The sequence below is a fragment of the Arthrobacter sp. D1-17 genome (assembly GCF_054130535.1).
Genome location: NZ_CP096382.1, coordinates 2,181,936 through 2,199,810 on the forward strand (window position 1 = coordinate 2,181,936; position 17,875 = coordinate 2,199,810).

The window sequence follows — 17,875 nt, forward strand, 5'->3', positions numbered from 1 at the left end:
CGGGCACCGCTCCCCTTCAGGCGTTGGCCGCCGCGGGCGCCACGTTGCCCGGCACCGGTTCGTGCCGCAGGTAGCTGCGCCGGAAGCGGCCGGTCCCGGCCGTCAACGCACGCAAGTGGACGGCGTACCGCAAGAGTTCGTCGTCGGGCACCTCGGCGGTGACCTCCGTGCGGTCGCCTCCTGCCGACGTCGTGCCCGTCAGCCTGCCGCGGCGGGACGACAGGTCGCTCATCACCGGCCCGACGTACTCGTCCGGAATGCTGATGGTCACCGACGAGACTGGCTCCAACAGCTGGATCCGGCCGGCGGCGGCAGCTTCCCGCAGGGCCAGCGCTCCAGCAGACTGGAAGGCGGCGTCCGACGAGTCGACGCTGTGGGCCTTGCCGCCCACCAGCGTCACCCGGATGTCCACCATCGGGTAGCCCGCAGAGACACCTTTCTGCATTTGGGCCCGAATGCCCTTTTCGATCGACGGAATGTACTGGCCAGGGACCACACCGCCCACGGTCTTGTCGATGAAGTCGAATCCTCCGCCACGGTCCAGCGGCTCAACTTCAATGTCACAGATTGCGTACTGGCCGTGGCCACCTGACTGTTTGACATGGCGCCCATGCCCTGCGGCGGGTGCGGCGAAGGTTTCCCGCAGCGGCGTGACCACCGGCACCGTCTGCAGTTTCACCCCCTGGTCGCGCAGCCGGTCCAGCACCACCTCGCCGTGGGCCTCCCCCATGCACCACAGGATCAGCTGATGGGTTTCTGGGTTGCGTTCCACGCGCAGGGTCGGGTCTCCGGCCGCAACTTTCCCGAGGCTCTTGGCGAGGGCGTCCTCATCGCTGCGGGTCGCTGCTTCGACGGCCAAGGGCATCAGCGGCTCGGGCATGTCCCACGACTCCACCAGCAACGGCCGGTCTTTGGCGGAAATGGTGTCCCCGGTCTCCGCGTTGGCCAGCTTGGCCACTGCGCAGATGTCCCCGGCAATGCAGTAAGGCACCGGCTTAAGACTCGCTCCGACTGGCGCGTATAGGTGTGTGAGGCGCTCGTCGCTGTCGTGGTCCTCGTGGCCGCGTTCAGCCAGGCCGCGGCCTCCCACGTGTACCGCGGAATCTTCCCGCAAGGTGCCGGAGAAGATTCGGACCAGGCATACCCGTCCCAGGAACGGATCGATGGTGGTGCGCACGACTTCACCTGCCAAAGGTCCTTCCGGATCGCAGGTCAACTGTCCGGCAGGAGCCCCGGACAGGTCCGTGGCCTCCGGCAACGGCCGTTCCGCCGGCGACGGGAAGGCCCGGGTCAGCATGTCCAGCAGCTCGGCCAGCCCCAGTCCGGTTACCGCGGACGCAGCGAGCACGGGAAAGAAGGACCCGCGGGCCACCGCTGTCTCCAGGTCCGCTACGAGGACGTCGACGTCGATGTCCTCACCGCCGAGGTAGCGGTCCATCAGCGTCTCGTCTTCGCTTTCCGAGATTATTCCCTCGATGAGCGACCCCCGGGCCTCCTCCGAATCGGAAAGTTCCTCGAGCGTCGCCGCACGCACCGCAGGCACAGCGTCCCCGGCGGAGTAGTCCGAAACCGTCCCGGAGAGCAGTCCCAGCAGGCCGGTGACGGCTTCCCCTGTGCGGACAGGCAGATAAGCGGGCACAACGCCGTCACCGAAGGCGCGCCGGCATGCGGCCAGGGCCGCGTCGAAGTTCGCCCGCGGATGATCCAGCCGGCTGATCACCACTGCCCGCGGCACTCCCACCTGGTCGCACTCGGCCCACAGGGCTGTGGTGGCGGCGTCGATGTCCTCCAAGGCGGACACGACGAACAGCACGGCGTCTGCCGCCCTGAGTCCGGCGCGCAGCTCGCCGGTGAAGTCACCGTAGCCGGGAGTGTCGAGAATGTTGATTTTGATGCCGTCGGCCACCAGCGGCGCCACCGACAGGACCACCGAGCGCTGCTGGTGGATTTCAGACGGTTCTGCATCACTGACGGTGTTGCCGTCCTCGATTGTGCCCTTCCTGGAGATGACGCCCGTGGCCGCCAGCAGAGCCTCGAGCAGCAGGGTCTTTCCTGCCCCCGAATGCCCGACCAGGGCCACGTTGCGCACCTTTTCGGGCGAATCAACCGGCGCTCCCGCAGCAGCTTCGGCTCCCCGCAGATCCGAACTGCCGCGGCCGGGGGCCTTGCCCCGGCCATTGCTTCCTTTCACGGACATGACCATCTCCCGACATCCTCGTCGTGTGCCGCCGCGCGGCCTTGGTAAGACGATTCGACACCCTGAGGCGGCCGGACAGCAATAGCACGGGACCGGTACGCTACATTCTTGCCTTGGTCCGGGACGTGGCCGGAGCCGACCACGGGTCCTCGGGCCACGGATGCTTCGGATAGCGGCCCCGCATTTCCGCCCGGACCTGCGCGTAAGGGCCAGACCAGAAGGAAGCGAGGTCGTCCGTCACGGCCAAGGGGCGCCTCGCAGGCGACAGAAGGTGGAACAGCACCGGCACCTTCCCGTCCGCCAGCCGCGGCGTTCCAGCCCAGCCGAAGCATTCCTGCAGCTTCACCGCCACCACCGGGCGGCCGCCGTCGTTGACGTCCGGGTAGTCGATCCGTACACTCGTCCCGCTGGGCACCTTCAGTGCCTGCGGGGCAAGCTCGTCCAGCCGGGAGGCCTCAGGCCACGGCAGCAGCCGCCGGAGCGGATCCGCAAGATCGATCCTGTCTGCGGCCGTTCCCCCTGCAAGCGCTTCCAGTTCCGGAGCGAGCCACTCCTCCAGCCTGGATAACAGCGCCTCCTCGGACACCTCCGGCCAGGGGTCCCCCAGTTCCCGGTGCAGCAGGGCGAGCCGGCGGCGCAGGGCATCCGCCGCCGTCGACCATCCGATGGCCTGCAGACCTTCGCGTTTTAGAGCGCGGGCTACGGCAGTCCGCCCCTCCTCTGCGGAGGGTTTTACCGGCGTGGAGGCAAGGACAATGGCCCCCAGCCGCCGTTCCCTCCGGGCGGAGATCCTGCCCTGGTTGAACTGCGCTTCCACAGTCTCATCCAGCAACTGCCGTGCAGCCGCTTCGGCCTGCTCAGGGGTGAGCGGCGCGGCGGAGCGGATGACGGCACCTGTCCCGGCGGCATCCCGTCCTTCCGCCCGCGCGACCTCCGCGACAGCGAGCCACTCGTGCCCTGACAGCGGGCTACCAGCCGGAAGGCCCGCCCGCGTGCCGGAGGTCAACTGGTAGCGCTCCGGTCCCCCGCCCGATACCCGGCGCGCCACCCGATCAGGAAAAGCAAGGGCGACGACGAAACCGGCAGCCTCAGCGGCACCAGCAGCCGCAGCGGTGATGGCCGGGGCAGTGGTGTTGGCGGCCGCAGCTGCGGTGCCAGCGGGCCGGTGGCCGACGGAGCCTTCCCTGCGTGTGATGGCCTCCAGCCGCCGGACCTCCTCAGCCCAACGAGTGGATGCCGGATCCTTGCCGGACCGCAGTGATGCCAGCAGACCCGGGACGTCCGCGCCGGGCGCCCGGTAGTCACCGGACACGATGGCGACTATTTCCGCCGCAGTCCGGCGTCCGACGGCGGCGGCCCCCGCCAGCAGGGCACGTCCCAGGCGGGGGTCTGCGGGGATTCCCGCCAGGATTTTGCCGAGCTCCGTGGCGTGGCCGTCGGGCTCCACCGCGCCGAGTTCCCGCAGCACCTCCACCGCTTCGTCCATTGCAGCCTTGGGCGGGGCGTCCGGGAGCGGCATTCCTTCGCCGCGCGGCGACCCCCAGCAGGCGAGCAGCAATGCGGCTCCGGTGAGATCAGCCGCGGCAATCTCCGGTGTGGGGTGGGCTGGAGCGGCGCCAAAGGCCTTCTGGTCATAGCAGCGGACCACGGTTCCGGGTCCCTGGCGGGCGGCGCGGCCGGCCCGCTGCTCCGCAGACGCCCGCGAGCAGGAGGCAGTCACCAGGCCGGACATGCCGCGGGCCGCGTCGCGGCGGAGCTCGCGGGACAGGCCGGCGTCAATGACCAGCCGGACGCCGGGCACGGTCAGTGAGGACTCGGCCAAGGCTGTCGAAATGATGATCCGTGCCGGGCCTCCCGACTCCCGCCCGGAGACCACCCGGTCCTGCTCGGCCGGGGATACCTGGCCGTGCAGCTCCAGCACGTCCGCCGAGACGCTGCCGCGCAGCCGGGCTGCCACCTGGGACACCTCCCACGCGCCGGGGAGAAACACCAGAGCGTCTGCGCCCGGGTTCTTGTCCAGCGCCGACGCGTGCGCCGCAGCTGCCGTGGCTGCCACGTGGTCAAGGAAACCGCGGGTTACACCGCGTTCATCAAGCCGCGGCACCGGGGCGGGTGCCCACTCCACCTCCAGCCGGTGCAGCGCGGACGGGCAGTGGACGACGGGAGCGGGCCCGTCGCCGTCGTCGTACTCACCGTCAGGTGTTTTGCCTGTTTGGCAGGCGTCAATTAAGCCGCAGCCCATCAGTGCGGCGAACCGCGCTGCGTCCAGTGTCGCGGACATGGCGACGAAAGTGAGGTCACCGCGCAGCTGTCGGACCTCGGAGAGCATGCCGAACAGGAGGTCGGTCTCCAGTCCTCGCTCGTGGACTTCGTCGAGGATTACGGCGGCCGTGCCCTCCAACCCCGGATCGGAGAGCAGCCGGCGCAACAGAATGCCGGGGGTGACGAACTCTATGAGGGTGCCCGCTCCGGCCTTGCGCTCACCCCGCACTGTGTATCCGATCCGCTCCCCCAGCCGGCTGCCGTCCAGGGAGGCGAGGCGCCGCGCCGCCGAACGTGCAGCCACACGGCGTGGCTGGGTCACCACGACGCGCGGGAGCTGCACCTCCTGCCCGGAAACGCCGGACAGGAGGTTGGCGACCAGCGGCGGAACCAGGGTGGTCTTTCCGGTTCCAGGCGGCGCCTGCACGATGGCGGTACCGCCCGCCCCGTTGCTGAACGGAGAGGCACTGCGCTGTTTAGAGGCACTGTGTGGTTTAGGCGCACTGCGCACTTTCAGGGCGGCGGCGAGCAGGCCCAGCGAGTCCGCAAAGACCAGGCCGGCACCGATCGCGGCCAGGTCGAAGGGGCCGGAGGGAGGCGCTGACTCAGGAGGAACGGGCAAGGAAAGCATCCGTCCATTGTGCCTGTATCGCCCGGACTGCTGCGCATCCCCGTCCTGCTGCCCAGCCAGCTATGGGCGCTCGTACTGGAAAAGGCTGAGGATATTGCCCTCCGTGTCCGTGAACCAGGCAGCCTTGCCGGCGCTGCTGGTGGCGATGCCGTTCTCTGTTTTCAAACCCGGGAAGTCGTACTCCTCAAAAACTACGCCCCGGCCCCGCAGCTCCTCCATCTCCCGCTCCAGGTTGTCCGTCCCCCAGCTCAACTGCGTGTTTTTCGCTGTCCCCGCGTTGTCAGTCTGGTACAGCAGGAAAGATGTTCCATTTCCACAGCGGTAGAGCAGGTTCTCGTTGTCCAGCTCATCAGGAGCTTCTAACCCCAGGACGTCCCGATAGAAATCCCGCGCCCTGGCAATGTCCTTCGCCGGAAGTACGGCAAGCACTTCACGTTCCTTGAGCATGATGCATTCTCCTTGTCACCCAGGTCCCCGGGAAGCTGCCCGACAGGCACGGCATAAGAAGGAGTCGTGCCGAGAAGGTCCTGATGCCCACCATCGTAGGCTTCCGCCCTAGGGAGTCAATGCGGAATTGCTACCTCTGCCCACGCCTGCCCGGGCGACCCGCCTCACCATGCCCGCCCTATGTTCGGAGGCGCGGAGGAGTTGGGGCAGGGGAAACGCAGATCCCTCGGCTGGCCAGAGAGTTCGCGCGAACCAACGCGCGCCCGCCGTCGCGCTCCTGGACATCTCCTCCGCGTCCGCCGGAAAGGCCGCGCTAAATGTCAGTGGTTACCCTCACACTTTTATTTATGGATGGAAACGAGGAACCGCAGCTGACAGCGGCAGACGCCGGTGCACCCCGTGCCGCGCCTGCATCCGCCGGTGCCATGGAGCCCGTTCTCGCACGTGCCGCCGTCTCCGGTGCCGCTGTTCCCGGTGCTGCCATCCCTGTCCCCGGCGCTGTCGTCCTCGGTGCTGTCGTCCCGCGTGCTGTCGTCCCGCGTGCTGTTGTCCCGGGTGCTGTTTCCGGGCTCACCGTGGAGGAGTGGATCGCCGCTGCCGGCTCGGTGCGGTTGCCCGCTGATGGTGGCGGTTTGATCGATGAACTGCGCCGGCTCGAGGACGCGAAATCGGCGTTCTCGGCCATGCAGGTCCGGATCAGTGTTGCCTTCGACGCCGCCCAGCGCCGCGCCCAGGCGGAGGCCGGGGTCCCTCCCGCGGAGCGGGGCGAGGGCGTCGCCGCGCAGATCGCCCTCGCCCGGCGCGAGTCACCCAACCGGGGAGGCCGCCTGCTCGGACTGGCAAAAGCCCTCGTGACCGAAATGCCCCACACCCTCGCCGCCCTGGAAACAGGACAACTCAATGAATGGCGCGCCACCCTCCTGGTGAAAGAAACCGCCTGCCTGTCCGCGGAGGACCGCTGCGCCGTCGACGAAGAACTCGCCCCCGACACCGGCACCCTCGCCGGGATGGGCGACCGCACCCTCGTCGCCGCGGCCAAAGCCGCCGCCTACCGCCGGGACCCCCACTCTGTCGTTAAGCGCGCCAGCCACGCCGTGACCGATCGGACCGTGAGCCTGCGCCCGGCCCCGGACACCATGACCTACCTCACGGCCCTGCTCCCCGTCGGCCAGGGCGTCGCCGCGTACGCCGCGCTCAGCCGCCACGCCGACACCGCCCGCTCCGGCGGGGACCAGCGGACCCGCGGCCAGCTCATGGCCGACACCCTCATCGAACGCACCACCGGCACCCGCGGCGGCATCACCGGCGTGGAGATCCAGCTCCTCATGACCGACCGCACCCTCCTCCACGGCGATAGCGAACCCGCCCGCCTCACCGGCTACGGAACCGTCCCCGCCGGCTGGGCCCGCCGACTGATCAGCGCCAGCGGGGAGGCCGATGCGGGCGAGGATGACAACGCCGGCGGTGGCAAGCAGGACCAGAACCATGGACCACGTGCCCAGAGGCAAGCCCAGCAGGAGCAGACGCTCAAGGCCTGGGTCCGGCGGCTCTACACCGCCCCCGGAACCGGTGAACTCATCGCGATGGACTCCCGGGCACGGCTCTTCCCGCCCAGGCTGCGGCGGTTCATCCAGGCCCGCGACGACACCTGCCGCACCCCCTACTGCGACGCCCCCATCCGCCACATCGACCACATCATTCCCTGGCACGACAACGGGACCACCACCACGGCTAACGGCGCCGGACTGTGCGAAGCCTGCAACCACACCAAAGAACACCCCGGCTGGCAAACCAGCCCACGGCCAGGACCACGGCACACCATCGAACTCCGAACCCCCACCGGCCACACCTATCACTCCACAGCACCCCCACTCCCCGGGGACCGGCACCCTCCTAAAGCCAGCATCACCACCGAGCAACCGGCAACAGAGCGACTGGCCACAAAACGGCTCGCCCGCGCTTCCTGAGACGCGGCGGCCGGAACCCAGAAAGCGCCCCCCTGATGCTGAAAGAGATCAAGCCGCAGCGCTGAACCCGGATACGGTGCTGTCCGCATTCCTGGCCCGCCGCCTTCCAAGCCTGCCCGCCTTCCAAATCGGGATGACGCGCAGGAAGATGATGGCACGGACTTAACACAGCCAGGGCCGGCGGAGGTGATCCCTATGCGTGGTCTTCCGCGCATCACTGTGGAGGTACCGGTACTGAGCATCGGGTCCCGGCCCACTGACTACGAGGAACTGGGTAACTACGTCAATGGCCTGCGCAGAGAGCAGGGCCTGCACATGACCCTGCTGCACATCGGCATCTTGCCGGATTTCGTCCAGGACATCTCCGACTGGACCAAAGGCCTGACCCCCGCTGAAGTGGCCACCCGGCGGACGGCGGCATGGCTGCGGGAACTTCCGGTACTGCCGGGCTTCTCCGGAACCGCCGAACGCCTGATTTCGCTGGCCGGAGGGAACGTGTCCGGCCTTGAGGTCCACGTGCCCCAGCATGTCCATGATTACCAGGTCTTTCTGGTGCAGGCACTCCATGGACTGTTGGAAGAGCTGCAGGTGGACAACGTCGATGACTTCATCCTGAGCTCGCCCGCCCTAGGCTTCAGATACCCGCGGTGGGTTCCCCACGTGGCAGTCGGCCGTCCGAAAACCAGGAGTGGCGGCTTTTGGGAGATCCGGCCGCTGACCGTTGATTTTGGCCGGTCGCAGATCAGAAACGGCCGTTCGCTGCCGGCCGCAGGCGACATGTGAGGTAGCTGCCTCCGGGGGATTTGTGAGCGGCGCACCAAATATTCAGCTGGTGCCGCCCCGAAGCGGAGCAGAGCCGGCGCCCCAGGCAACCTGTCCAAAGGAGGTACGACCAGCTCAGGACGGAAGCCCGGGGCGGCAAAGTTCTGAGCGTCACACAGCCCTGAGCGTCACCGGGAGGGCTTGACCACCATCGCAGACCCGCCTCCGCGCCGGACAGGCTCAGCTGCGGCAATCATTCTGCCGTCGGGTTTGAATTCGATTGCGGTGGCTGCGCCAATCTCGGCGGCGGAGGTGAAGGCATCACCCGCCGGCGCCAGCTTGTGACCATACGGCGCCAGCCGGGTTCCATATGCTGTAATGAAGGCCGGCTCCGCCGTGACGTTGGGCGTGTTCCGCTGCGCCGCCCGGGGGGCAGCAATCGCCTGGGAGATGGTCATTCCGCGGTCCACCCTGTTTAGGATCGTCTGCAGAACCGTGGTGATGATGGTCGAGCCGCCGGGCGAACCCAGCGCGAGGAACGGCTTTCCCTCATCAAGGATGATGGTCGGCGACATCGAAGAGCGAGGGCGCTTCCCTGGTTCGATCCGGTTCGGGTCATTCGGATCGTACACGGTTGAGAAGTCCGTCAGCTCGTTGTTGAGCAGGAACCCCCGGCCCGGAACCACGATCCCGGACCCGCCGGTCTGCTCAATGGTGAGCGTGTATTCGACCACGTTCCCCCACTTGTCAGCGACGGTCAGGTTGGTGGTGGAGATGTTCTCGGTGTCCTTCTCATCGGCCACGGACGCGGCGGCAGCGGGGCACGCGCCGTCGTAGTTGGCCACATCGCCCGGCGCGACGGGCTTCTTAGCCGCAAGCTTCGGGTCAATGGCGCAGGAGCGCTCCTTGCCAAACAGCTGGTCCGTGAGCTCGGCGGTGGGAACGTCAACGAACTTCGGGTCGCCCACGTACTTGCCCCGGTCCGCGAATGCGAGGGCACTGGCCTCAAGGTAGTGATGCAGGGCGTCGCGGGTGGACATTTTGGCAATATTGAACGTGTCCAAGATGTTCAGCGCCTCGCCCACCGTGGTGCCGCCGCTGCTGGACGGTGCCATGCCGTAGACATCAAAGCCCCGGTAATCAACATGTGTGGGCGCCTGATTGAGAGCACGGTAGCGGGCGAGATCCGCCGTCGTCATGTGGCCTGGCGGGACAGGCAGCCTCGTCGTAGCAGTCTTAGGCGGCGCCTTGACCGCGGCTACGATCTCTTTCGCGAGCTGCCCGTGGTAGAAAGCGCGCGTGCCCTTATCCGCGAGGAGCTTGTACGTTCTGGCAAGGTCTGGGCTCCTAAAAATGCTTCCGACGGCGGGCGCGTCACCGCGGGGGAGGAAAAGTTTGCTCGTCGAGGTAAACGCCTCAAAACGGACCTTGTTGTCGAGTGTCTGCTGGCGGAATGTTTCATCGACCACGAAGCCACGGGTCGCCACGTCGATCGCGGGCTCGAGGACATCGTCGAGGCCCAAGGTTCCCCAGCGCTTCAGCGCCCGCTCCCAGGTAGCGGGAGTTCCGGGCACGCCGACGGAGACGCCGCTCGTGACGAGTTCAGGAGTGAAGTTGTAGGGTTTCCCCGTCTTTGGATCGATGAACGCGTTGCGCGGCATCGCTGCCGGCGCCGTCTCGCGGCCGTCGATCGTGCCGACCCGGCCCGTCTTGGCGTTGTAGAACAGGAAGTAGCCGCCTCCCCCGATCCCGGCGCTGTAGGGTTCGGTGACTCCCAGAGTGGCGGCAGCGGCCACCGCCGCATCCGCTGCGTTGCCGCCGTCGCGCAGGACTTCGATCGCAGCGGCAGAGGCCTCCGGATCAACGGTGCTGACCGCCCCGCCGTAGCCTCTGGCAGTCGCGGTTTTCTCAGTTACCCGCTCATCGGCGAATGCGGGGCTGCTGACCGCCCCACCTGTCACGCTCATGGCCACAGCCGCCGTGATGGCAGCCAGGCGACGCTTGATATAGGGCATGGTCGCTCCCGGATCTGGGTGGTGCGGTTGACGGTATTGTCACGCTACTCCGGGCCGCTGTGACACTCAATACTCAACCGGTACTCCCTGCGGGGCAAGGCGTACGGCTACGAACAGCGCCTTCGCACGGTTCCTCAGGAGTCCTGCAACGGCGGGGACTTCGCGTCCGTCGTGTCTGATGCGCCCGAGGAATCGTCCGCCTGGTGCCGCTGCTGGCGGCTGGCCAGCAGGAAAGGCACGGCGATCAGCTCGATCAGGCCGCTGACGGTCAGCGAGGCCGGGTAGCCATACACGTCGGCTGCGCGCCCCAGCGCGGGCTGCACCACCACTCCTCCGCTTGAGCCCATGAGTGAGTCGAAGCTGAGCACTGTTGCGCGCTGCTTCGAGGCGATCATGTCATTCAGGTAAGCCTGCCGCACCGGAGTCCCCGCCGCGGCAACCAGCGCCCACACCGCCAGAAGGACCAGCGCCACCCAGAACACCTGGACGAGCCCGAGCGTGAGCAGGATCAACGCGCTCATGCTGCTGCTCAGCATCAATACCGTGGTGCGCTTGTGCACAAGACTGCGGACACGGGGGGCCAGCCAGCCCCCGAGTATCTCCGCGCCGGCCACCAGCGCCGCCGCCAGGCCGGCGATGGAGTACGCGCCGGGGTCGCCAAAGAGCCCGAGCAGATACGGTTGCAGGGCATAAAACACGTAGATCGCCACGCCTGAGCTGAATGGGGCGGCCAGCATCACGTAGCGCACCGGAGGGTTTTTCAGCCCGTTCTCGATGGAGGCGGAGAGCACGCTGCGGGTTGCCCGGAGGGGATGGGCGGAGCGTTCTGGCGTGAAGCCCACATCGTGCATGAGCCAGAAGGCCACGAGGAACATGGCCACCAGCACGCCCACGCGCAGCAGGAACGGCCAGCCGAGGTCGGTGGCCTGCGCCACCACGCCACCCGCCACCGAACCGAGGAGCATTGCAGCGCCCTGCACCATCAGCCCCCTGCCGAGCACTGCTTCCAGCCCGCCTTCATACCCAGAGAAGCGCAGAGCGTCGACGAGCCATGCCTCTACGGCCCCTGAGAAAAACGTGAATCCCAGACCAAGCAGCACAGACACCACCGCCCACGACCAGAACGGGGCGGACAGCTGCCACAACATGTAATAGAGATACGTCGATCCAGCCAGTGTGAGGGTGCCCAGCAGGAACGAAACCCGGCGCCCCCATCCGTCGGCGATGACACCGGTAGGAACCTCGAACAGCACCATGCCGGCGGTGAAGAACGCGTTCGCGGCGAAGGCCTCAAAGTTGCTCAACCCGGCGTCGAGCAGGAACAGCGTGTTAATGCCCCAGATGAACGAAGCCGCAACCGTATTGCCCAGCGTCAACGTCAGGTAGACGCGCTGGATCTTGCGGGCGCCGGCGTTCATGGTGGCGCCGCCCCCATTGGGGCGAGGGGAAGGCACCAGCCCATTCTCGTCCCGCTGGCAGGAAGCCGCCAGAGCGGCCCTTTTCATCAGAGCAGCGCCTTCATCGGGCAGCCCTTTCATCGGAGCGGGTACAGGCGTAGCGTCTATCCATCGGAGTTGGACGGCGATCAACAGGTGGCCTCGGATGTGCCACGCGCCGCCTCATCTTGAGCCTTCGAAGGAGGCGGGGATGACTGGATGGAATGCCGACACGGCTGCCGGGCCCATCGGGGCAGGCACGGTAACCCTGGTGGAGGGCTCATCCTTTTGCATATCGATGGCGAACGGGGACATTCATCCGGAACTCCCGCACGGGGCGTTCTTTGAGGACACCCGCATCCTGTCCCGCTGGAATCTGACGGTGAACGGCCAGCCGCTGGAGCCGCTGACGGCCGAGACGAAGGAGCCGTACCGCGCACTGTTTATTGGACGCGTTCCCCGCTCCGACGGGTACGCCGACAGTCCGCTGATCGTGGAGCGCCTCCGGGAGGTCGGTGCCGGCATCCTCGAAGAAATCACCATTCGCAACTACTCGCCCGATGAGGCCGAATGCGTTGTTACCCTGAGCGCAGAGTCGGATTTCGCAGATCTCTTCGAAGTGAAGGAGGCCCGCGTCCAGCGGCACTGGGAGGAGTCCCGCCAGCCCGGCGGCGACTCCCTGCTGATCAGGGCCGTCTGGCAGGACGTAACGAAGGGTGTCATCGTCATCGGAGGCGGCGCCGAGGTCACCGCCGATGCCCTGAGCTATCGGACAGTTGTCCCGGGGCGGGGCCAGTGGACCACGCAACTGAGCGTGGTCCCCACCGTCGGCGGCAGTGCGGTCCCGGCGTCGTCATTTATTGGACACGCCGGCGGTGAAGCATCGCCCAGCGACCGGCGCCGGCAGCAATGGGTAGCGAAAATCCCCAAGCTGCACATGGGCAACCGCTCCATTGAACGGACGCTGCGGCGCAGCTACGACGACCTCGGGGCCCTGCGGATTGAGGATCCGGCGCATCCCGAGCGGATCGTGGTGGCTGCCGGCGCGCCGTGGTTCATGACGCTCTTCGGCCGGGACGCACTCTGGGCCTCAGAAATGGCGCTTCCCGTGGACCCGTCGCTGGCGCTGGGCACCCTGCAAACACTGGCGGACCGCCAAGGCAGCGTGGTGGACCGGATGAGCGAGGAGGAGCCGGGGAAGATCCTGCACGAGGTCCGGCTCGGAGTCTCCAGCGGGCTGGCGTTGGGCGGCAAGTCCGTCTACTACGGCAGTATCGACGCCACACCCCAGTTTGTGATGGCGGTCGGTTCGGTGAGCCGCTGGGGTTTTGCCAAGGACACCATCACTGCGCTGCTGCCCCATGCGGACCGCGCACTGGACTGGATCCGGGATTACGGAGACAAGGACGGCGACGGTTTCGTCGAGTATGAACGCCTCAACGACCAGGGCCTTATTAACCAGGGCTGGAAGGACTCCTGGGACGGCATCAACTTCGCCGACGGAACGCTCGCCGAGCCTCCAATCGCGCTGTGTGAAGTCCAGGCGCTGGTGTACAGCGCGTACATGGCCCGGGCATGGATGGCGTACGACGCCGGTGACGCGCCTTTGGCTGCGCGGCTCGTCGACCAGGCAGCCCACCTCAAGAAACGCTTCAACGAAGAATTCTGGCTGCCCGACCGCGGCTACTTCGCCGTAGCCCTCGACGGCAAGAAGCGGCCGGTCGACGCATGCGCCTCCAATATGGGGCAGTGCCTGTGGCACGGCATTATCGATGAGGACAAGGTGCCGTTGGTTGCCGAACGGCTCATGGCCCCGGAGATGTTCAGCGGCTGGGGCGTCCGCACCCTGGCCAGCGACATGGGGGCATACAATCCCGCCAGCTACCACAACGGCTCAGTCTGGCCGCATGACAACGCCATCATCGCGGCGGGCCTGCTGCGCTACGGCTTCGTGAAGGAGGCTCAGCGCATCGCCTCGGCCCTGCTGGAAGCGGCCGATTTCAGTGACGGCCGGCTGCCGGAGCTGTTCTGCGGCTTCAGCCGGGACCAGGTGGCCGTGCCGGTGCCGTACCCGACGGCGTGCTCCCCGCAGGCCTGGGCAGCCACCACACCGATCATGCTCGTGACGAGCCTGATGCGGTACGACGCGCACGTGTCCAGGGGCGGCGTGTGGATGGATCCCGTCCTTCCGGAGTCCTACGGCGACCTCCACATCACCAACGCCCCGCTGGCCGGGGACCGGATCGCCATCGACATCACCGGTTCAGGCCCTTCCATCCAGGGGCTGCCCGATGGGATAACCTTCCACCGCGAGCACCGGCCCTGGCTGACAGAGCTCATGGAGCAGGCCGAACTGGGCCGAGAGAGCTAGGCGGGTCTTCTGCCTGTGCCGGTGCAGGCGCCGCCCCCAGCGCTAGTGCAGCCGGTCCAGCGCTACTGCAGCCGGTCCAGCGCTACTGCAGCCGGTCCAGCGCTACTGCAGCCGGTCGAGCGCTACTGCAGCCGGTCGAGCGCCGCGAGGAGCCGCCGGAGGGAGCCGCCGAGGTTCCACTCCGTGGTGAGCTGCTCCAATTCGGCCCGCGCCTCGCCGGCTACTGGATGCAGCTCGGCCCGGGCTTCCTCAAGAGACGGCAGCTTGAGGTCGCGCACCACGTTCACGACGGCGGGAGCCGCAACGAGGTAGTCCGCAGCCGCGGCGAGTTTGGACCGGATGGCCGACGTCATCCGGCTGCCGGGATCCGCGGCCGCCTCAAGCAGCCCTTCGAGAGTCCCGTGCTCCAGCAGCAGCGAAGCGGCCGTTTTCTCGCCGATCCCGTGCACGCCCGGCAGACCGTCGGAGGCGTCGCCGCGGAGGATTGCGTAGTCGGCATACTGTTCGGGGAGCACGCGGTATTTCGTGACGACGGCTGCGTCTGTCATTATTTCGAGGTTCTTCATGCCGCGGGCGGTGTAGATCACGCGCACCTGGCGTTCGTCGTCGACCAGCTGGAAGAGGTCCCGGTCCCCTGTCACCACATCGACCGGCAGTCGGGCATGGCTGGCATAGGTGCCGACGACGTCGTCGGCCTCGTGCTCGGGAGCTCCGACGACGGCGATGCCGGCGAGGTTCAGCACACGGCGGATCATCGGGAGCTGCGCCTCGAGGCCGTCCGGCACAACTTCCAGGTCCCGGGAGGCTGCGACGGTCTCAGCCACCCGGTGCGACTTGTACGTCGGGAGGAGGTCGACCCGCCACTGCGGACGCCAGTCATCATCCCAGCAGGCCACAAGGTGCGTGGCGCCGTAGTCGGTGATGAGCCGGGCGATCATGTCGAGCAGGCCGCGGACGGCGTTCACGGGCGTCCCGTCGGCGCGGCGGATGGTGTCCGGCAGGCCGTAGAAGGCGCGGAAGTACAACGACGCGGTGTCGAGCAGCATCAGGCGGTGGACCATACCTGATCCTGTCACGGATTCAACTCGCAGCGGTGGGCATGAAGCAGACCCGAAGATGGGAGGATGGGCGCATGGAACTGCACATCACTGGAGACCCCGCCGCCGACAAGCTGCTCAGCGATGACGCGTTTGCGCTGCTGACCGGCATGCTGCTTGACCAGCAGGTGACCATGGAGTCAGCCTTTGCCGGACCCGAAAAGATCCGCACACGCATCGGCTCCATGGATCCCGCCGCCATCGCCGAATATGACCCCGCCGGCTTCGTCGAAGTTTTCAAGGAACGCCCGGCTGTCCACCGCTTTCCCGGCTCCATGGCCAGCCGCGTCCAGGCACTCGCCGAGACCGTGCAGCGCGATTGGGACGGGGACGCAACTGCGATCTGGACGCAAGGCAATCCCGACGGCGCGGAAGTGCTCCGCAGGCTGAAGGACCTGCCGGGGTTCGGGGAGCAAAAAGCGACAATCTTTCTGGCGCTGCTTGGCAAGCAGTGCGGGCTCCGGGCGGAAGGCTGGCGCGAGGCTGCCGGCCACTACGGCCAGGACGGGGCGTTCCTCTCCGTTGCCGACATTACGGATCCGGAGTCGCTGAGCAAAGTACGTGCCAGCAAGCAGGCTGCCAAGGCAGCGGCCAAAGCGGCAAAGGGTTAGGCGTCGATCGAGCCGTAACCACTACTGTGAAACGGAGCCCCTGCACCAGCTCAGGGCGTAATGCAGGGGCTCCTCGGCGCTTCAGCTCTTGGGGGAAAGCTGAGTGCCTGCAACTAATTTATCGTGGTACGGGGGCGCTGCATTGCACTTTGGCTGCCGTCTGATCATTCTTGAGCCAATCTTGATTCAAGGGGCTCTCAGGCAGAAGAAACGGTGTATCCGACGCCCAGCAGTCCCCGGCCGGCCTGCTCGAGGATCGGGTCGATGCTCAGGGCTGTGCCAGACGTCCGGCAACTCCAGCTCGCCGACCGTGAGCAGGCACTGCAGGCAGACCTCATCGCACTGCACCGCCAGCAGCGCCCACTCGAGGTGCATCAACGCCGAAGCAAAACTCCATGACCCGAAATTGAGAACCCTTCGAGCACTTTCCTTGCCGTCCCCAGCGGAATTCCGGTTGCAGCCGCCAACGGCGGAGGCCACTTGCGAAGACTTCGTCCTGGACCCGCTGTTTGACGGTGTCAAACAGGCCATCTCTCAGTAATAGGCGCGCCTCAAAACTAGGCGTGCTTCAGGACTAGGCACGCAGATGAGCCGGTTCTTTGGTTATTTTTTCGATGTCGGCCGCGGTGACCTCGATCAGCTGATGCGCCAGATCGGCCAAAGCCCGAGCGGTTGCTAACTCGTCCCCGATTTCGGGGACGTCGGAGTCAGCCGGGTTCAGCCTGGCCATTCCTATTCCAACCAGTTCAGGACGATTCCCGACGTGCAGTCGGGCGGTGGCGCGGGTTTGGCTTTCGTGTTCGTCAATAGCGATGTTCACCGACCAGCTTTTCTCTTGCATGGTGGTCGCCTCCTCGATCCAACTTCCACCATGCCAAGACCACGACAAGCCGTCAAGAGCCGAAAACTGCCCCTGCAGGCGATGGCGGTGTGGCCGTCCCTGATGGCTTCCAGCCGCCGTCGAATCCCGTTAGGGTTGGCGCTAATGACCTGTTGCTCTTCACAAGCCTGCCTCGGCGGAAGGAACTCATGAACAGCGTGACGTGCGACCTCACCGTATCTCTCGACGGATTCCTCGCCGGTCCGAATCAGAGCCTAACGAACCCCTTGGGTGAGGGCGGAGAGGACCTGCACAGGTGGCAGTTCGAAGAACGCGAGGCAAACGCGGCTGCAATCGAGGGCATCCTCTCGTCGGGCGCCTACATCATGGGCCGCAACATGTTCGCTGGCCCCGGGCAAGGACCGTGGGATGAGGACTGGCGCGGTTGGTGGGGTGAGGAGCCTCCATACCACGCCCCCGTGTTTGTTCTCACGCATCATCCACGCCCTCCCCTGGAGATGCAGGGAGGAACAACGTTCAATTTCGTGGCTGACGGGGTTGAGTCTGCCCTCGCCCAGGCGCGTTCGGCCGCAGGCGGCAAGGACGTCGCCGTAGCCGGAGGCGCAAACACTGCCCGGCAGTACCTTTCGGCAGGATTGATCGACGAGCTGCGGCTCCACATCGCACCGATCGTCCTCGGAGCGGGCGAACGGCTCCTGGACGGCGTCGAAAACCTCAGGCTTGAACCGACGGAAGTAAGCGGCACGCGCCTGGTGACGCACGTACGCTATCGGACAATCCACTAGGCAGGCGTGGCCGCTAGGCAGGGTTGACTTCTAAGAAGGCTTTGCGTAGCTTGCGGCGCTCATGATTTCGTAGCCGACGAAAGCCTCCTGACCTTCAACCCATGCGTCGTGACCAGCGGGAATCGCGTAGGCGTCACCGGCCTTAACGGTGGCACGCGTCCCGTCCTCCATTTCGACGGTTAGCGTTCCAGATGTGCAGAATCCAAGATGGTTATTTTGGCAGCTGTCCGTGTGCACCACAGTCTTGACGGTCTCCGACCACCGCCAGCCTGGCTCGAAGGTGAATCTCCCCAGGGTGGTGTCACCAATGGTGACTACGTCAACTTCGGTCTTTGGCGGCCGGCGTTTCTCGTCAGGGTCGTTGAAGGACTTCGATTCAAGGGCCTTAACAGTTACTGCGGACATTTCGTCCTCCTGCAGCATGGGTAGTAAGAAAAATGGCGCTATCAGAGT

13 protein-coding genes are annotated in these 17,875 nt (G+C 66.4%); 5 read left to right on the plus strand and 8 right to left on the minus strand.

The features are described 5' to 3' along the window. Positions 1-16: 16 nt before the first annotated feature. The 3 genes from M1E01_RS10225 to M1E01_RS10235 form a co-directional block, all read right to left on the minus strand. Complete coding sequence (locus tag M1E01_RS10225) at positions 17-2,197, minus strand: elongation factor G-like protein EF-G2 (protein ID WP_457971508.1); 2,181 nt, start codon at positions 2,195-2,197, stop codon at positions 17-19. Between the two features lie 100 nt (positions 2,198-2,297). Further along, positions 2,298-5,090 (minus strand): ATP-dependent RNA helicase, encoded by a 2,793-nt coding sequence (locus M1E01_RS10230; RefSeq protein ID WP_457971509.1) that lies wholly within the window; start codon positions 5,088-5,090, stop codon positions 2,298-2,300. Between the two features lie 60 nt (positions 5,091-5,150). Then, the gene (locus M1E01_RS10235; protein ID WP_457971510.1) at positions 5,151-5,537 is read right to left on the minus strand and encodes a VOC family protein; all 387 of its coding nucleotides are present in this window, start codon (positions 5,535-5,537) and stop codon (positions 5,151-5,153) included. Between the two features lie 347 nt (positions 5,538-5,884). On the opposite strand from M1E01_RS10235, the gene M1E01_RS10240 reads away from it, so the two are divergent. Together M1E01_RS10240 and M1E01_RS10245 are read left to right on the plus strand one after the other, a co-directional pair. Beyond that, positions 5,885-7,504, plus strand: coding sequence for an HNH endonuclease (locus M1E01_RS10240; RefSeq protein ID WP_457971511.1), 1,620 nt, complete (start codon positions 5,885-5,887; stop codon positions 7,502-7,504). Positions 7,505-7,699: 195 nt separating this feature from the next. Beyond that, positions 7,700-8,287, plus strand: a complete 588-nt coding sequence (locus M1E01_RS10245; RefSeq protein WP_457971512.1) for a hypothetical protein — start codon at positions 7,700-7,702, stop codon at positions 8,285-8,287. 167 nt (positions 8,288-8,454) lie between these two features. On the opposite strand, the gene ggt is transcribed toward M1E01_RS10245, so the two are convergent. Both ggt and M1E01_RS10255 read right to left on the minus strand, forming a co-directional pair. Continuing rightward, on the minus strand, positions 8,455-10,281 hold the full coding sequence (gene ggt / locus M1E01_RS10250) for a gamma-glutamyltransferase (protein WP_457971513.1): 1,827 nt from the start codon (positions 10,279-10,281) through the stop codon (positions 8,455-8,457). Positions 10,282-10,415: 134 nt separating this feature from the next. Then, positions 10,416-11,699 (minus strand): MFS transporter, encoded by a 1,284-nt coding sequence (locus M1E01_RS10255; protein WP_457974932.1) that lies wholly within the window; start codon positions 11,697-11,699, stop codon positions 10,416-10,418. A gap of 229 nt (positions 11,700-11,928) precedes the next feature. On the opposite strand from M1E01_RS10255, the gene M1E01_RS10260 reads away from it, so the two are divergent. Further along, on the plus strand, positions 11,929-14,088 hold the full coding sequence (locus M1E01_RS10260; protein WP_457971514.1) for an amylo-alpha-1,6-glucosidase: 2,160 nt from the start codon (positions 11,929-11,931) through the stop codon (positions 14,086-14,088). Positions 14,089-14,210: 122 nt separating this feature from the next. Here M1E01_RS10260 and M1E01_RS10265 read toward each other — a convergent pair whose 3' ends face one another. Further along, complete coding sequence (locus tag M1E01_RS10265) at positions 14,211-15,149, minus strand: 5'-3' exonuclease (RefSeq protein ID WP_457974933.1); 939 nt, start codon at positions 15,147-15,149, stop codon at positions 14,211-14,213. Positions 15,150-15,220: 71 nt separating this feature from the next. Here M1E01_RS10265 and M1E01_RS10270 point away from each other — a divergent pair, with 71 nt between their 5' ends. Then, positions 15,221-15,796: an HhH-GPD-type base excision DNA repair protein gene (locus M1E01_RS10270; RefSeq protein ID WP_457971515.1), complete on the plus strand. Its 576-nt coding sequence runs from the start codon at positions 15,221-15,223 to the stop codon at positions 15,794-15,796. A gap of 574 nt (positions 15,797-16,370) precedes the next feature. Here M1E01_RS10270 and M1E01_RS10275 read toward each other — a convergent pair. Continuing rightward, complete coding sequence (locus M1E01_RS10275) at positions 16,371-16,637, minus strand: DUF1876 domain-containing protein (protein ID WP_309123887.1); 267 nt, start codon at positions 16,635-16,637, stop codon at positions 16,371-16,373. A gap of 188 nt (positions 16,638-16,825) precedes the next feature. Here M1E01_RS10275 and M1E01_RS10280 point away from each other — a divergent pair, with 188 nt between their 5' ends. Next, entirely contained in the window at positions 16,826-17,422 is a 597-nt protein-coding gene (locus M1E01_RS10280; protein WP_457971516.1) for a dihydrofolate reductase family protein, read from the plus strand. Positions 17,423-17,452: 30 nt separating this feature from the next. Here M1E01_RS10280 and M1E01_RS10285 read toward each other — a convergent pair whose 3' ends face one another. After that, entirely contained in the window at positions 17,453-17,827 is a 375-nt protein-coding gene (locus M1E01_RS10285; protein ID WP_457971517.1) for a cupin domain-containing protein, read from the minus strand. Positions 17,828-17,875: the final 48 nt, after the last annotated feature.

Excerpts from the sequence above, each read along its gene's own strand:
- M1E01_RS10225 (WP_457971508.1), bottom strand. The coding sequence starts at position 2,197 with ATGTCCGTGAAAGGAAGCAATGGCCGGGGCAAGGCCCCCGGCCGCGGC.
- M1E01_RS10230 (WP_457971509.1), bottom strand. The coding sequence starts at position 5,090 with ATGCTTTCCTTGCCCGTTCCTCCTGAGTCAGCGCCTCCCTCCGGCCCC.
- M1E01_RS10235 (WP_457971510.1), bottom strand. The coding sequence starts at position 5,537 with ATGCTCAAGGAACGTGAAGTGCTTGCCGTACTTCCGGCGAAGGACATT.
- M1E01_RS10240 (WP_457971511.1), top strand. The coding sequence starts at position 5,885 with ATGGATGGAAACGAGGAACCGCAGCTGACAGCGGCAGACGCCGGTGCA.
- M1E01_RS10245 (WP_457971512.1), top strand. The coding sequence starts at position 7,700 with ATGCGTGGTCTTCCGCGCATCACTGTGGAGGTACCGGTACTGAGCATC.
- ggt (WP_457971513.1), bottom strand. The coding sequence starts at position 10,281 with ATGCCCTATATCAAGCGTCGCCTGGCTGCCATCACGGCGGCTGTGGCC.
- M1E01_RS10255 (WP_457974932.1), bottom strand. The coding sequence starts at position 11,699 with ATGAACGCCGGCGCCCGCAAGATCCAGCGCGTCTACCTGACGTTGACG.
- M1E01_RS10260 (WP_457971514.1), top strand. The coding sequence starts at position 11,929 with ATGACTGGATGGAATGCCGACACGGCTGCCGGGCCCATCGGGGCAGGC.
- M1E01_RS10265 (WP_457974933.1), bottom strand. The coding sequence starts at position 15,149 with ATGGTCCACCGCCTGATGCTGCTCGACACCGCGTCGTTGTACTTCCGC.
- M1E01_RS10270 (WP_457971515.1), top strand. The coding sequence starts at position 15,221 with ATGGAACTGCACATCACTGGAGACCCCGCCGCCGACAAGCTGCTCAGC.
- M1E01_RS10275 (WP_309123887.1), bottom strand. The coding sequence starts at position 16,637 with ATGCAAGAGAAAAGCTGGTCGGTGAACATCGCTATTGACGAACACGAA.
- M1E01_RS10280 (WP_457971516.1), top strand. The coding sequence starts at position 16,826 with ATGAACAGCGTGACGTGCGACCTCACCGTATCTCTCGACGGATTCCTC.
- M1E01_RS10285 (WP_457971517.1), bottom strand. The coding sequence starts at position 17,827 with ATGTCCGCAGTAACTGTTAAGGCCCTTGAATCGAAGTCCTTCAACGAC.